The sequence below is a fragment of the Shewanella psychromarinicola genome, assembly GCF_003855155.1.
Classification (GTDB): Bacteria; Pseudomonadota; Gammaproteobacteria; order Enterobacterales; family Shewanellaceae; genus Shewanella; species Shewanella psychromarinicola.
This window is the reverse complement of sequence record NZ_CP034073.1, coordinates 1,580,538-1,596,586: the sequence shown is the minus strand read 5'-3', so window position 1 is coordinate 1,596,586 and position 16,049 is coordinate 1,580,538. Positions and strand designations below refer to the sequence as shown.

Here is a 16,049-nt window from a genome sequence, read left to right as displayed (position 1 = left end):
GTCAGAGGATTAATAGCAGTATATTAATCGAAAATACAATTAAGCTATGATGAAAAAATCCATTTATGCCGCCATGCTCTCTGGCATTATTTGCCCTGGCAGTGGTCAACTCTGGTTAGGTAAAAAATTACAGGGCTGGGGGTTTATCAGTATCAGTGTGGTCTGCATTATGGTGCTTATGGACCAGATGATCAGTCGAGCACAAGTCATTGCAGAGCAAATTTTAGCGGGCAATATCGGCAACGATTTAGCCTCAATTTATGCTGCAGTATCAGAGGTCGCGCTCGACACCGGCAGCTCAAGCATGTCGGCGTTAACCTGGGTATTTTTGGCCAATTGGGGCTTGAGTATCATTAGTGCATTTTGGTTTGGTGCTCAGCAGGATAAACAACTTCAGCTACAAACAGACACAAAAACAGCCGAATAATACATCTCTCGGCTGTTTTTGTGTTTCTTTCATTAGGGCGTAAACGCCACACCCAATCGAACACGCTCTAAAAATTGAACCCCAAAGCGACTATTTTAACAATAATGCCCTAAACCTAATGACCTCAACGTAAGACTCAATGGACATTGAATTGCTGGGTAACACTACGTCGGTTTGTTGTCATCTTTAGGGTTAATGGGCTCAACATCAATAATGTCGTCACGCTTGTCGTCATGGTTATCTTTATGACTGTTTTGATGCTTGTCTTCATTAAGGTTGTCATCAACAGCGTCATGCTCAATTTGATGGCTACGAGGTTGCTCATTTCTATGTTCAAAATCACCGTCGAAGGTGTTGCCGGGGTGATCAGATGGTTTTTGTTCCGCAAATGGACCCGATGGCCCAAAAGGACTTTGTCCACCGCCAAAACCTGATTTAAAACCACCATTAGCCACTACGCGTAATTGCATGCGCTTGTAAAAAAATGCCGCAATGGGTGCACGGGTTAACGGTGTTAATAAAATTAAGCCGATAAAATCGGTCACAAAGCCGGGGATCAGTAATAATACCCCTGCGGCAGCTAGCATCATGCCTTCGACAATTTCTTGCCCAGGCGCTTCGCCTCGAGCTAACTTTTGTTGCACTGACATTAGGGTGCTTAAACCTTGGCTACGCACCAACGACACCCCGACTACGGCAGTAAAGAGCACCAAACCAACCGTGGGCCACGAGCCAATCGAACTGGCAACTTCAATGATCACATCGAGCTCTATAACCGGTATTAAAACAAATATTAACAATAAAATAAAAAACATATTGGCCTCTAATGATCGCTTTTTGATAGAGTGGCGACCGATAAAATAACTGTTGCCGATGAAACTTAAATGGGGGTGAGCAGGTCTGATTTCAAGACAGGTCACGAATATCACCTCAGTTTAATGAAAATGCGTTTAAAAAAGCGTACTGTGATGACTTTTAGCATGATAACAGCATTAACTTAAGTAAACTTTAAGACAACTTATGTATAAACCCGAACAGCTACTTATTTTAACCACTTGTCCCGATGTTGAAATCGCTTCACGTATTGCGACTGCATTAGTAGCGGCCCAATTAGCGGCTTGTGTACAAATAGGCCAAGCCGTTGAGTCAATATATCACTGGGACAATAACATTTGTCAGTCAAATGAAGTGCCGATGCAGATAAAATGCATGGCAACTGATTATCATGCAATTGAACAACTCGTGATCCAAATGCATCCTTATGAAGTACCAGAATTCATTGCCACTCCGATTATCGTTGGTTTTGGCCCTTATTTACAATGGATAAAAGACAACTCACCATCATGAAAAAAATCGTCGCAATATGCCTCACATCATTGTTAATGATGTCATCAATCATACTCGCGCCAGCAGCACACAGTGCTGATGTCTTGAGTAGTAAATTCAGTTTTTTAAGCAGTGAACCAGAATTAATGAAGGTGAACGATGCTTTTGTGTTTGATTACCAACAACAAGGTAATCAACTCAAAATCAATTTTGTGATCGCCGAAGGCTATTATTTATACCGCGACAAGCTACAGTTTTCCGTCGACGGTGCGGTGATTGGTGATATTGCATTACCCCATGGCAAAAACCATCATGACGAATACTTTGGCGACCAAGAGGTGTTTTACTCGTTTGTTGAAATCCCGATTGCTTTTAAAGAAGCGCAAGCCGATGCGGTATTTCATGTCACCTTTATGGGTTGTGCTGAAGGGACCTTGTGTTATCCACCCACCAAACACGATGTTACCTTATCCGCTATTGAGGCTAATGATGGCAAGTTAACCAGCAAAAAAGTGATTGGCGCACCTGATGAAGCACAATCATCAACGGCGACCGATGCCCCAGCCGCACCGATTACCCAACAAGACACCTTAAACCAAAGACTACAAAACGACAGTCTATTATGGACCTTAGTGATTTTCTTTGGTTTGGGAATAGGCTTAGCATTAACGCCTTGTGTATTCCCAATGTACCCTATTTTGTCTGGCATTATTGTTGGTCAAGGCAAGAAGCTGTCTACAGCCAAAGCCTTCACCCTATCAATGGCCTATGTGCAAGGGATGGCGATTACCTATTCCTTACTCGGGTTAGTGGTGGCCTCTGCCGGACTTAAGTTTCAAGCGGCCTTACAACACCCGGCCATTTTGATTTTCTTAGCGGTGATGTTTGTATTGCTGAGCTTGTCGATGTTTGGCATGTACGATTTAAAACTGCCATCAAAATGGCAACAAAAAATGAACTCGATGTCGAACAACCAAAAAGGTGGCAACCTCATTGGTGTGTTTATGATGGGAGTGATTTCTGGTTTAGTCGCTTCGCCTTGTACCACAGCGCCATTATCTGGGGTGCTCATTTACGTGGCGCAGTCTGGCGACTTACTGCAAGGCTTTTTAGCCCTGTATGTATTGAGCATGGGGATGGGAGTACCGTTATTAATTATTGGCACTTCGGGTGGTAAAATCTTACCGCGCGCAGGGGCTTGGATGGACATCATTAAAACCGTCTTTGGCTTCTTACTGATTTCAGTATCGATTGTGATGATTGGCCGTATTTGGCCTGGTTTAGTGTCCGATTTACTTTGGTCAGTATGGGCAATAAGCTTAATCGCTTACTTAATGCATCAAAACAGGTTGTCAGCATTTAACTGGAAACAAAGCACTCGTGGGGTGTTGTTATTGCTGGCTTTGATGGCAAGTTTCTCCTATGGCTTCCAAGCATTAATGACCAGCTTTGGTCATCAATCCTCAAATATGACCCAAACCGGTATAGATGGCAAAGCCAACACCGAAGCCAATCACTTTATCCATATTAAGTCGCTGGAAGACTTAGAACTTGAATTGGATAAAGCCAGTATTAGCGGTAAAACAGTGATGTTAGATTTATATGCCGACTGGTGTGTGGCCTGTAAAGAATTTGAAGCCATTACCTTTAAAAATGCCGAGGTTGCAGCGCGCATGAGTCAAATGGTGTTATTGCAAGCCGACGTGACCGCCAGCGATGATATTGATATTACTCTTTTAGAACATTATGGCGTATTAGGTTTACCCACCTTGTTAATGTTTAATAGCGATGGCGAACAACGTAAAGACTTACGCGTTACCGGCTTTATGGGCCCGAAAGACTTTGCCGCTCACTTAGATTTACTGTTAGCAAAGTAAATTAACCGACTCATTTAGCGCATAAGTTAATGCGCTAAATTAAGTACGTTAATGAAATTCACTCAATCAGTGATCTTATAGCGTAAAACGAGTTCGTAAAATCATTCCGTAAAAAACAATGTAAAACAGTATCTTTAGTCACTAAAGATGCTGTTTTTGCATTTAAGCAACGAAAGTCATCGAAAGTTAACCTTTTTCTTATACAATACGTTTTTATTGTTTATTTAAGGCGCTTTATGGAACCCGCAATCCTGATCATAACCCTATTGTGCGGCATGCTTGTCAGCCGAGTAGGTTTACCACCACTCATTGGTTATCTTGCTGCTGGTTTTGTATTGTTCACCTTAGGCATTAAAGACACTAGCTTACCTATTTTGCAGCAATTGGCTGACTTAGGTGTCACCTTACTGCTATTTTCCATTGGCCTTAAACTTGATCTTAAGAGCCTTTTTAAAGCCGAAGTATGGGCAGGCTCAAGCTTACATTTAATTGGTTCGCTCTTATTTTTTGTGCCCATGCTCAAGTTATTGGGCTTTTTAGGCATCGAGCAGCTGGACGGATTTAGCTTTAATCAACTGATGTTGATTTCGTTTGCATTAAGTTTTTCCAGTACCGTGTTTGCCGTAAAAGTGCTTGAAGATAGCGGTGATATGCAGTCGCTTTATGGCCGCGTGGCGATTGGTATCTTGATTATGGAAGACATCTTCGCCGTGATATTTTTAACCATTTCTAAAGGTGATATTCCGTCTGTTTGGGCTTTTGCTTTACTCTTGTTGCCGTTAGCAAGGCCGCTTATTTATAAAGTGTTTGATCGCGTCGGCCACGGTGAAATGCTGGTATTGTTTGGCCTGGTGATGGCATTAGTGGTGGGTGCATGGTTATTTGAAGCCGTGGGGCTAAAACCTGATTTAGGCGCGCTTATTGTGGGTATTTTATTAGCAGGGCATGCTAAATCATCGGAATTAGCCAAATCGATTTATTACTTTAAAGAAATATTTTTAATCGCCTTTTTCTTAACCATTGGCTTAAACGGATTACCAACATTAGCTGATATCGGCTTAGCCAGTATTTTAGTGCTGTTGATCCCGGTTAAGATTTTGATGTTTATCTACTTGCTCACCCGCTTTAAACTGCGCTCGCGCACCTCATTATTAGCCTCATTTAACTTAGGTAACTACAGTGAATTTGGGTTAATTGTCGCCGCTGTTGCGGCGCATAAAGGCTGGTTACCGCCAGAATGGCTGATCATTATCGCGGTCGCGTTAAGCATCAGTTTCTTATTTGCAGCGCCCTTGAATAGCAGCGTCGCAAAAATTTACTTGCGCTATCAAGCCAAGCTGATGAAGCTAGAACGTCACCCATTACACCCTGAAGATCGTCAAATCCGCATCGGTAATCCGCGCTTCTTAATCTTAGGTATGGGACGAATTGGTTGCGGTGCTTATGATGAACTGCATTCAAAATATACCGGCGAAATTTTAGGGATTGAGCATAAACAAGAATTGGTTGATTTTCATCGTAGCCAAAACCGTAATGTCGTCCAAGGTGACGCTGGCGATACTGATTTTTGGGAGAAGCTCGAGCGGGCGCCAGATTTAGAATTAGTCTTGTTGGCGATGCCTAATCACGTAGGTAATTTATTTGCGGTACAACAACTGCAAAAATTAAACTACCAAGGAAAAATCAGTGCCATTGTACAGTACGCTGAAGATGCTGAATCGTTGAAAGATTCAGGTGTGCACACTGTATATAACTTGTATGAAGCGGCGGGTGCCGGTTTTGTTGATCATGTGATCAAAGAGTTACTCGACTCTCCGCCAGAAATCACCCCAGACTCATTGACGAAGAATAGTCTTCAGCCAACACGGGCAGTGACCGATGAAGTCTCTTCCGAGTCGTGATAATAAAACGAACAGTCGCCTCAGCTCGGGATAATAAACCGGTTTTTATCGAATTATCCCATTTCTTATACCGAGTTGAGGTTAACTTACCGACGCCTAGATAACTTTCTAGGCGTTTTTGTTTATTGCCGCGTATTGCTGCGGATTAAAAATCTCCGTTACATACACAGTAAAGTCATGCTATAACTCATTAATAAGACTTTTTTTGTCACCCTTTTGTTGGATTTTTTGAAGTATGTCAAACCCTGCTCAACGCGCGACTAAATTATTTGTTCAAACATTTGGTACCAAGCCTGACGACTTATACCAAGCCCCTGGGCGAGTGAATATTATGGGCGAGCATACCGACTATAACGAAGGACTCGTACTACCTGCAGCAATTAACTTTCACACTGTGATTGCAGTAAAACATCGCGATGATAATTTATTTCGCGCCGTGACCACAGCTTTTCCAGGACAAATCAAACAATGGCACTTTGGTGAAGAAGGTGCAGTTGCGGCAGGTGATGATTGGTGTCATTACCTCAAAGGCGTGACAGCAGCCATGAACCAATCGGGTTTACGCGCAAATGGCTTAGACTTAGCCATAGTGGGTGACGTGCCACTCGGAGCAGGTTTATCGTCGTCGGCAGCACTTGAAATCGCTTTCGGTACGGCCATCAGTTATGCCAGCCAATTACACTTGTCACCTTTAGCTATTGCCCAATTGGCTCAGCGCGGCCAAAGCCAATTTATGCAGTTAAATTGCGGCATGATGGACCAAATTATCAGCGCGATGGCACAACCCGATCACGCCTTATTAATTGATTGTTTAGAATTAGAAAGCGAAGCGGTTTTATTGCCAGAAGAGTTAAGCTTGATCGTGATTGATTTAAAACAAGACCGCCATGGGTTTACCCAGCAATTTGAACAACGCAAACAAGAATGCAACCAGATCACCGCGTTGCTTGGCCTCGACTCACTGCGAGATTTATCACTAAGCCAACTGACCCAAAATAAAGATGTGCTAAGTAATGAGCAGTTTCGACGAGCGCGCCATATCATCACTGAAAACCAACGCACCAGTAATGCCGCCAGAGCCTTGCAACAGAATAACATCCCTCGTTTTAGTCAGTTAATGGCTCAGTCTCAAGCATCAATGCGTGATGATTTTGATATTATCACTGTCGAGATAGACACCTTAGTCACTATGATTGCAACACTTATCGGTGAGCAAGGCGGTGTGCGTATGAGCGATGGTTGTGTATTAGCCTTGGTCAATCACGACCTCACCGATAAGGTGATTAATGTGGTTGAAAACCAATACTTTAAGCAAACCGGCATCGAAGCAACTATACACTTATGTTCCGCCAGTGGCGGTGCAGGACGCATCGGTTAATCGGTAATGTATCTAGATCAGAGAGGCATAAATGGTACGTTTTAGTGTGCTGGAACCTTGGCAAGATCCCCGTGGTGGTGAGATTGAACGAGTTATAATTGATAATGGCATCATCGCACTTGAAGTCTTAAGTTTAGGTGGCATTATTCGATCATTATGGACCCCAGATCGCAGTGGTGAGCGTAAGAATATTGTCCTAGGTTGCGACAGTGTCGAAGACTATTTAGTCCAACAAGCCCATTTAGGCGCCATTGCAGGACGTTATAGCAATCGTATTGCCAATGGCAAAACGCAATATAATGGTAACGAGTATCATCTTAGCGTTAACCAAGCGAGTAATTGTTTACATGGCGGCATTGAGGGCTTCAATCGCAAGTTGTGGCAGCTTGGGGCATTAAGTGATGGCATGCGCTTAACCTTAAAAAGCCCAGACGGCGACATGGGATTTCCGGGCAATTGTACTGTGCAAATCGATTACCGTTTGGTGGCTAACAACTTGTACGTTGAAATGCTCGCCAGCACCGATAAAGCCTGTCCAATCAGTTTAACCCAACACAGCTACTTTAATTTAGACGGCAATCGCAGCGACACCAACCAACAACATACCTTGCAAGTGGATGCGAAAACCTACCTCACCATGAACGATGTTGGCATACCAACGTCAATGCAAGCGACTGCGGGCAGCGACTTAGACATGGCTGTACCTACGCCAATGTCGGTACAAACGGAGCGCGCTGCATTAGCCGCTACCAAGGGGTTTGATCATTGCTATGTGTTAGATAACCCAGGGGCAGACTTGCAACGTTTTGGCTGTTTAGCCAGTCCCAATAGCGGTCGTAGCATGACGGTTTATACCAATCAACCTGGGGTACAAGTGTATGGCGCTAACTTTTTACAAGGCACTATTGGCAAAAAACAGCGAATATTGAACGACCATCAAGCTGTGTGTATTGAACCGCAAATGCTACCTGATTCACCTAATCAACCCGACTTACCTGGCGATGTGTGGATAACACCTGGCCAAGTGTATCACCACATAACTCGATACCAGTTCGATGCCGAGTAATCCGCCGGGAAAGACGACATTTAACGCCGAAGATATTGGCCAAATTGCCGTGGGCGCTTTTGCCTTGTCGGTGCCGATAGCATTTTCTGAAGAAGCATGGCGCTTATCGGCAAGCTTACCGACATTAAATTTGGTTCTGGTGGTGGTGTTATCGCTAGCATTTATTACTCTGTTTGCTTACCAAAGTGTATTTCAGGCAAATATTGTTAAGCGCAGAGGAGCCTTTTTTTTGCGGGTGATAGCGGCGTATATATTGACGTTATTAGTGGTGGGTATTGTGCTATTGGCATTAAATAAATTGCCCTTATGGGACGATCCCATTTTAGCATTAAAACGGATTATTTTGATTGCGATGCCCGCATCCATGGGGGCGATAATTGTCGACAGTTTCGACAAAGAATAAACGGCATAAAGAATGGATTATTCTTTATGCCGTTAGTCATCTATAACAAATAAAAAATAGGATGATAAGATTAACCACAGAAACATCTTGAGTCGGAGACTTAAAGTTATCTGCTTGTTTAATCGTCTACGCTATCCCCCATTTCATCAAAGCTATCGTCATCATCATCGTCATCTAATTCTGGGATGTCATCATCTGTGTCAACAATTTCATCTGGCTCTGGTACAGGTTTAGCCTTACGAGAAGGCGCAGTATCAGGTACTTTTGACAAATCGATACGTGATTGATGTTTTAACATAAACTCAGCACGCTCCGCTTTCCAAGCTTCATTTAACTCAGCGATAGCGACTTTTGTTTGTTCATCATCCAAGTCATATAAATTAACTTTAACGATGTCTTCTACATACTCAACAATTGTGTTTCGAATTGTATTGTATAAGTAGATGCGTCCTGGAGACGCTTCTGGCAATTGGTTATCATGAACGACGATAGTGTTACCTTTCGATGTTCTTAATTCACCAAACCAAACTTGTTTTTTTGCCGTGTTATACATATATGCTAACGCCCTTAATCAACACATATTCTAAAAATGATGCAGGATTATTGAAGATAACATCTTCATACTGCGCCACGATTATCTGTTCTGTATTTGTGTGGGTATTTAACCAGAATATTTCTGATAATCAATGCCTAAAACGATGAATTTTCGCGTAATCGCATAAAAATGTCGGTTGTAGTCAGTTTTTTACACTTTACTGTCATTTTTCTCACCAAATAAACGTCCCAAAAAAGTGATTAACCACTTTCAGGCCAATCACTATGTCATCACGACTTTAGCTTAAAAAAACCAAGCTTCAAGTTTTTTATCAAAATATATCGCTGATTAAGACCCAATCGCTACTCTGTGCATGACTTAACCAGCTTGCGCTTGCAGAGCTAACACTATTTTGCCTTTATGTTGCCCAGACTCCATTCGCTGGTGCGCCTCAACCACCTGTGAAAAAGCAAATACGCTGTCGACAGGGATACTCATTTCACCGTTATTCAATAATGGCCATACATATTGAGCCAAGCCTTGTGCAATTTGGGCTTTATTAGCCACACTTTGTGGTCGAAGGGTTGAACCTGTCCACACTACCCGCTTCGCCATAATGCGGAAAATATCCACGTTGGCCTGTGCACCACGCTCCATTGATACCGATACCATGCGCCCGTCTACTGCGATGGCTTTTAAGTTCTCATTAATAAAGTCGCCACCGGCAATGTCCATAATCACATTAACCCCTTGGCCACCCGTCGCCTCTAAGATGGGTTCAACAAAATGCTGCTGGTTATAATTAATCGCCACACTGGCGCCTTGCTCAAGACAATATTGGCATTTTTCTGCACTGCCCGAGGTAGCAAAAACGGTCGCGCCTAGACAACTCGCCATTTGAATCGCAGTAGTACCAATTCCGCCAGAACCACCATGAATAAGCACGGTTTCACCTGCTTTAAGCCCGCCGCGAATAAATAAGTTACCCCAAACAGTAAAAAAGGTTTCTGGCAGAGCAGCAGCTTGTACGTAACTGTAACCGGTGGGAATAGGTAAGCAATGAGCTGCGTAAGTATTGACTAACTCGCCATAGCCGCCACCGGGCACTAATGCACACACTTTATCGCCTACTCGCCACTGAGTGACATCGTCGGCTACAGCAACAATTTCACCCGCCACTTCTAAACCAAGAATAGGGCTGGCATCTGCTGGAGGTGGGTAAGCACCAGCGCGCTGTTTGATATCTGGGCCATTAACGCCAGCAGCATACACTTTAATCGTCACTTGGCCCGCGGTTGGCATCGCAAGCGTTGACTGAGTCATGGTCATCACACTGGGTTCGCCGGTTTGTTCAACAACCACATGGGTAAATTGTCTATTTAATGTCGCCATAAAAATATTATCTCGGTTGGTTGTTATCAAAAAGTAACCAGAATTAATAACCTGTTATAGGGCTCTGGGATCTGTTCACAAAACAGACATGTTTATTAAGGAACAACTAAACTAGTATCTTTTTTAATCAAAAAAGGTTGTCTATACACTTTAAACAATTACTATACTCGCCCATTCAAATCATGGAGCAAAATACTTGTTAAAGTACTTTATCGTTTTACTGTCTCTTTTCAGTATTAATGCCCACTCTGCGCCTCTTCGAATCGCCTCAGATATTTGGTGTCCGTATATCTGCGAAAATCAAACTGGATACGTTGTAGAACTAACCCGTCGCGCTTTTGAGATCCAAGGTCAAGCCGTTGAATTTCGAAAGCTTCCGTTTAAGCGGGCATTGATTGAACTGCAAAGAAACAATATTGATGCAGTGCTTGCACTGACCGCAAGCGCGATAGCCGACAATAAATTACTCAGTGCTGATGTGATTTTGGGCTATAACAGCAACGACTTTTATACTCTTGTTGACAGTAATGAGTCATTTAAGCAGATTAGCGACCTGAATAAAACTCAACAAGCGGCGATAGTGAATGGTTACGGCTATGGCGCAGCACTTGACGCCTGGTTTAACGCGCATGCTAATACGTACTTTGCCTCAGGTAGCGATCCATTAGCGATGAATATTATTCGCCTTGTAAAAGGCCGTCATTCCGTAATCGTCGACAACAGAAATGTCATTGAGTACACCGCGAGTCAATTAAATTTAAGTAAACAGCTTCGCTATGCTGGCACCATAGGAAAACCTGTGCCCTTGTATGTTGGTTTTAGTCAGCAAAATAAAGCCCATGCGATCACCTTTGCTAACGGCATAGATATACTAAAAGCTAATGGTGAATATCAACAGATTATCAATAAGTACAAAATTTTACCTGAATTAACCTCAGGCGAAGTCCGCCACAAAAACCTGCAAAAGTTTCTGCCTAGCTTCAATTAATACTGCTAGCCGTTTTTATGCCATAGGGAATTGGCATCAGCAAGGTGCAAAACTTCATAACCCTCTTCTCACTGCATAACCTTATTAAGTTAGTTACACTGCCCCAAAAAAAAGATATCAATCATCATTTTGGGTTTATTGGCATCAGTTTTCTACTGTCAAAGGAGTATTTGTGCGCGTGTATCGTCAACTTGAAGAGAGCCTACCCACGCCAAATGATTATCGCAATGCCGCTGGTGAACCGGGAGTCGATTACTGGCAACAGCAAGTTGATTATAAAATCAATGTCACACTTGATGAACCAAAGCGTCGTATTCAAGGTGAGCAAGTGATTACTTACCACATTAATGTTGAGCGTAATAAGCACGTTACTTCAGCAAGACTGCACATAGCAGACGCTTGGCAGTATATTGAAGTGGCACCGGCTAGCAAATAAACACCATCACCGTCAGCTAATGACAAAATAGCAAGCGCCATACTGACCAACCAATACTTCTGGTATTAATCCGTCAGTATGGCGTTTCTTATATTTTACTAACCGCAATCTCACTAACCACATCATCTAGCGCATCAGCCAAGGTTGAATAGGTCTCGCAATGAACGCCATCTGGTGCAAAGCCCGCTTTAGCTAAGGTTTTAAGTGGCTGAAATTGGAAATCGGCCAACAATACCCGAGTGTTATTATGTCGACATTTACCGAGGAATTTGTACAGCGCTGCCACTCCGCCGGAATCGAGTATCGATACCCCATCTAGGTATAGAATCACCCCATCTTGGCTCGTGCTTAAATGCCCTAACTCACCAAACACAGTGTCGGCGGCCGCAAAAAATAACGGGCCATTAATCTTAAACACTTTCCATCGTGGGGGTAACTCAACATGTATGTGCTTTTTCTGTCCACTGATGTCTTTCACCTTGGTCATGTCGGCCACTTGCTTCATAAACAATAACGACGCCAAAATAATCCCCGCACTGATGGCGATCACCATGTCGAAGAAAATGGTCAGAGACAAACACACCATCAACACCAACACTTCGCTGGCGGGGGCTTTTTTCACCAAGTGGACAATCTTGTGGGCTTCGCTCATGTTCCATGCCACCATGATCAGCAATGCCGACATGCCTGCCATCGGGATATAAGCCAAAATAGTACTTAACGATAATAAAGACACCAACACCACAACCGCATGACACATGGCCGCAATCGGGCTTACTGCGCCGGCTTTATAGTTAGCGGCAGAGCGTGCAATGGCGGCTGTTGCGGTAATACCGCCAAAAAATGGCGTGATAATGTTACCAATGCCTTGGCCAAGTAATTCACTGTTGGCACTGTGCTTTTTACCTGACATGCCGTCGAGCACCACGGCGCACAGTAACGATTCAATCGCACCTAACATGGCAATCGCAAATGCCGCTGACAATAGGTCTTTGGCTACTGCCCAACTCAACACCAAAGACGATTCATCTGCTTGCGTGCGTAGCCAAGGCCATTGAAAGTCGGGCAACATTGATGGAATGCCAGCCCCCAAGGTGCCATCAGGCAAGGTAAAACTAAAAGTAGAACCTATGGTGGCCACATTAAAGCCTTGCTGGTTAAATACCGCCGCCACCAGACTGGCGATAACCACAGCAGGAAGATGGGCAGGAACAGCGATTTTGAGCTTAGGCCATAGAATAAACACCCCTAACGCGCTTAATCCCACCAGCAATGTCGGTACTGAAAATGCCGGTAATGCTTGTGCTAACGCAACAACTTTACCCACAAAACTTTCGGGCATCTCGGTAATGCTTAAGCCGAAAAACCCTTTAACTTGCAGCACAGCAATCACCACGGCAATACCGCCGGTAAAGCCTAACGTGACGGACTCTGGGATATATTGAATATATCGTCCTAGCCGAAACAGCGCCATAACGATCAAAATAAGCCCAGATAAGAGACTGGCAAGCAGTAAACCTGATAAGCCATATTGTTGGACTATAGGATATAAAATTACCACAAACGCAGCGGTAGGACCCGATACGCTATAACGCGACCCCCCCGTAAATGGGGTAATAAAACCGGCAATAATGGCAGTATATAAACCGTATTGGGGCGCAACACCAATGGCAATAGCCAACGCCATCGACAACGGAATGGCAATAATACCTACGGTCAAACCTGCTAATAAATCTTTATAAAATGCAGTAGCCTTGTAAGGAACATCTTTTAAGGACTCTCTAAGTGCATGACCAATTCGCAAAGAAAATAAATGCTTTCTATATTTCATCGTCAAGTAACCTCGTAAAACCAAACTGTCTTCGGCGTGCAAAGAGATACCGCGATTATATGCTCATTAACCTACAATTCAACCGCTACTGATTATAATAAGATTACTATCTTGGAATAATTAAACTATAACCAAATTACAACTTAATTATATCAAAATTATAATGGTGTTATAATGAAATTATAATAAAAGGATATGAGGATTTGAGCAATAAATAGCCCTCAGATCTCGGCAAAAAAAGCGTATAAATCCCAAGTGCTATCGAAAAAACACCTCGACGACCCGCGCGAACCGCCTTATTCTGCTGGCGGGTAAATCACTGAGCTAATGGCTTCAATAAGGCAATAAAAGGCACTCGGCATTAAACATGCCTTATTGATTATCTGGTTGATGATGATGCTAAGCCGTCATTTGCAACCTCATCGGTGCCATCTATTGAACCGTCACCAAATACCACTGACACCTTTCTGCCACTGCCCAAGCCCGTGGATTGATAGTGCCATTCATATTGAGTGATCAATCTTTTAGTCAGCTCTAAGCCTAAACCAAACCCAAGATCTTCTGCATCAAAGGTGTCTGAATTACAGTAATTCTCAATAGTCACCTTGCAGCCAGATTGCGCAATGATCACTCGGCCTTCGGCAGTATGCTGTAATGCATTGCGAATTAAGTTGGTCATGATAATGCGGCATAATGTGTTGGGCAATAACTGCTCGGTATCATCGGTATTAACAATAACCTCGACCGCCTTGCCAAAGGAAAGATAACGTAAATCTTGCATAAGCTGGGTGATTAATTGACCTAATGATACTGAGGTAAGCGATAAACGTTTACCTTCTTGGCGATTTAACCATAACAAGGTTTCGGTTAAATCTGTCATGGTGAATCCGGCGCGCTCAATCCGGTTCAACACTTCCGCTTGTTTCTCTGGGCTTGCGCCTTTGTGGATCAATTTCTGCAGTAGTTCGCTATTGGTGCGGATCACCGCGATGGGTGTGCGTAATTCATGGCTGGCATACCCTAAAAATTGTTGCTCCCGCTCTAGGCTTTCCTGCACTGTACCTAAACTAGTTTTAACAATTTCCGCTAAGGTGTTTAATTCACTGTAATGAAAGTCGGGGATCGGCTGAGCCAATTGCTGGTTATTTAATCCTTTGGCCCAGTTTTTCAAACGCTTCATCGGCCGCGCCACTTTTCGCATCATCAACATCAACACTAAGGTAAACATCGCAATCCCCAAAATAGCGGTCGCCACTATCACCACAAAAAAGGGCATCCCCCTCGGTGGAGCCTTGTTGCCTGCCTTGCTATCTAAGGTACTCGACACATAGCGCACCTCATCACCTTTAAGGACTTTGATGACAAAAAAGCCTTTTTCGGGTGGCTTAATAGGTGAGCCGCCGATAATGGCTTTATACAACACATTAAACTCACTAGGTTCAAGCTGAATATTTTGTTTGATCGCTGCGGGTAAGTCTTGCCAACGCGTTGCAACAGTAAAAAGATGTGATGTTTGCGGCTGACCATCTGTGACCTGTTGATCTTGTGCTTGAGAATACATCACTGATTGCATGGTTTTCTCCATACCAGAAATGAAATAGTGCACACTGAGTACCGATAAAATTAAAATAGTGCTAATACCCGTTAGCAGCATAATAATCAGCACGTCTATTCGCAGGCTGGGGGTTAATTTCATTTATTGGCTATCCTGCTGGTTGAGTTTGATGGCAAAACCATGGCCACTGATCGTATGCAGTAACTTGATGTCCTTACCGCCATCTAGGTGTTTTCGTAAATTAAACATGTGTACTTTTAGACTATTACTGTCAGGTTGCTCATCGCCCCAAACACTTTGCATCAACTTTTCACGCGACACGGGATTCGGACTTGCCCGCATCAGCACCTCTAAAATTTTCAACGCAGTTGGCGACAGTTTTAAGCCACAATGGCCTCGACTCGCCTGCTTTTGCTGTAAATCGAGCACTAAGTCGCCCACAGACAAGCGTCTCACTTGGCCACTCCGGCGACGGGCTAACACCCGAATACGCATGATAAGCTCTTCCATTGCAAACGGCTTAACTAAGTAATCATCCGCCCCTTTGGCAAACCCATTGAGCTTATCGTCAAGGGTGTCACGAGCGGTCAGCATTAACACTGGTACATCAATCCCTTGGAGTCGCAAAGACTCACACACTTGCAGACCATTCATTTTAGGTAAGTTTAAATCCAAGATCACCGCATCAAAGTGATGGTGTAAAATCAGATTAAGCCCGGCGCTGCCATTGGCAGCATGATCACAGAGAATATCTTCCAACTCTAGGTACTCGATCACCGCTATCGCTAAATCAAGATCGTCTTCTACCAGGAGTAGCTGTAACTTATCGGTGAACATGTTTTAACCTCTTTACCGTGGCGGTGCTATTGCTAAATGGATCGGTAATAGACTTTATGGCACGGTGATCGAACGCACTGTATCGATTACATACAGT

14 protein-coding genes and 1 pseudogene are annotated in these 16,049 nt (G+C 43.5%); 9 read left to right on the top strand and 6 right to left on the bottom strand.

All coding sequences use genetic code 11. The features are described from left to right. Nucleotides 1-46 precede the first annotated feature (46 nt). Nucleotides 47-427, top strand: coding sequence for a hypothetical protein (locus EGC80_RS06880; protein ID WP_233768610.1), 381 nt, complete (start codon nt 47-49; stop codon nt 425-427). Between the two features lie 164 nt (nt 428-591). On the opposite strand, the gene EGC80_RS06875 is transcribed toward EGC80_RS06880, so the two are convergent. After that, a complete protein-coding gene (locus EGC80_RS06875; RefSeq protein WP_124693463.1) occupies nt 592-1,242 on the bottom strand; it encodes an FxsA family protein in 651 nt (216 codons plus the stop codon). Between the two features lie 205 nt (nt 1,243-1,447). On the opposite strand from EGC80_RS06875, the gene cutA reads away from it, so the two are divergent. From cutA to EGC80_RS06845, 6 genes are all read left to right on the top strand, one after another. Then, nucleotides 1,448-1,774 (top strand): divalent-cation tolerance protein CutA, encoded by a 327-nt coding sequence (cutA, locus tag EGC80_RS06870; protein WP_101033885.1) that lies wholly within the window; start codon nt 1,448-1,450, stop codon nt 1,772-1,774. After that, nucleotides 1,771-3,630, top strand: coding sequence for a protein-disulfide reductase DsbD (locus tag EGC80_RS06865; protein ID WP_124012637.1), 1,860 nt, complete (start codon nt 1,771-1,773; stop codon nt 3,628-3,630). Before cutA ends, EGC80_RS06865 begins: the two co-directional genes overlap by 4 nt. Before the next feature lie 236 nt (nt 3,631-3,866). Further along, a complete protein-coding gene (locus tag EGC80_RS06860) occupies nt 3,867-5,531 on the top strand; it encodes a cation:proton antiporter family protein (RefSeq protein ID WP_124012638.1) in 1,665 nt (554 codons plus the stop codon). 235 nt (nt 5,532-5,766) lie between these two features. After that, nucleotides 5,767-6,909 (top strand): galactokinase, encoded by a 1,143-nt coding sequence (gene galK, locus EGC80_RS06855; protein WP_124012639.1) that lies wholly within the window; start codon nt 5,767-5,769, stop codon nt 6,907-6,909. Nucleotides 6,910-6,940: 31 nt separating this feature from the next. Further along, the gene (locus EGC80_RS06850; protein WP_124012640.1) at nt 6,941-7,975 is read left to right on the top strand and encodes an aldose epimerase family protein; all 1,035 of its coding nucleotides are present in this window, start codon (nt 6,941-6,943) and stop codon (nt 7,973-7,975) included. Continuing rightward, entirely contained in the window at nt 7,965-8,378 is a 414-nt protein-coding gene (locus EGC80_RS06845; protein ID WP_101033880.1) for a DUF2391 family protein, read from the top strand. The genes EGC80_RS06850 and EGC80_RS06845 overlap by 11 nt, the downstream gene beginning before the upstream one ends. Before the next feature lie 118 nt (nt 8,379-8,496). Here EGC80_RS06845 and EGC80_RS06840 read toward each other — a convergent pair whose 3' ends face one another. Together EGC80_RS06840 and EGC80_RS06835 are read right to left on the bottom strand one after the other, a co-directional pair. Continuing rightward, on the bottom strand, nt 8,497-8,931 hold the full coding sequence (locus EGC80_RS06840) for a hypothetical protein (protein ID WP_124012641.1): 435 nt from the start codon (nt 8,929-8,931) through the stop codon (nt 8,497-8,499). Nucleotides 8,932-9,291: 360 nt separating this feature from the next. Continuing rightward, complete coding sequence (locus EGC80_RS06835) at nt 9,292-10,305, bottom strand: NAD(P)H-quinone oxidoreductase (RefSeq protein ID WP_124012642.1); 1,014 nt, start codon at nt 10,303-10,305, stop codon at nt 9,292-9,294. Between the two features lie 196 nt (nt 10,306-10,501). Here EGC80_RS06835 and EGC80_RS06830 point away from each other — a divergent pair, with 196 nt between their 5' ends. Together EGC80_RS06830 and EGC80_RS22530 are read left to right on the top strand one after the other, a co-directional pair. Further along, the gene (locus tag EGC80_RS06830; RefSeq protein WP_164839432.1) at nt 10,502-11,293 is read left to right on the top strand and encodes a substrate-binding periplasmic protein; all 792 of its coding nucleotides are present in this window, start codon (nt 10,502-10,504) and stop codon (nt 11,291-11,293) included. A 160-nt stretch (nt 11,294-11,453) separates the two neighbouring features. After that, nucleotides 11,454-11,642: pseudogene (locus EGC80_RS22530) on the top strand (hypothetical protein); the annotation flags it as partial. Between the two features lie 175 nt (nt 11,643-11,817). On the opposite strand, the gene dauA reads toward EGC80_RS22530, so the two are convergent. From dauA to EGC80_RS06810, 3 genes are all read right to left on the bottom strand, one after another. Further along, on the bottom strand, nt 11,818-13,560 hold the full coding sequence (gene dauA, locus EGC80_RS06820) for a C4-dicarboxylic acid transporter DauA (protein ID WP_124012645.1): 1,743 nt from the start codon (nt 13,558-13,560) through the stop codon (nt 11,818-11,820). Nucleotides 13,561-13,939: 379 nt separating this feature from the next. After that, on the bottom strand, nt 13,940-15,256 hold the full coding sequence (locus EGC80_RS06815; protein WP_124012646.1) for a sensor histidine kinase: 1,317 nt from the start codon (nt 15,254-15,256) through the stop codon (nt 13,940-13,942). Further along, nucleotides 15,257-15,952, bottom strand: coding sequence for a response regulator transcription factor (locus EGC80_RS06810; protein WP_124012647.1), 696 nt, complete (start codon nt 15,950-15,952; stop codon nt 15,257-15,259). Nucleotides 15,953-16,049: the final 97 nt, after the last annotated feature.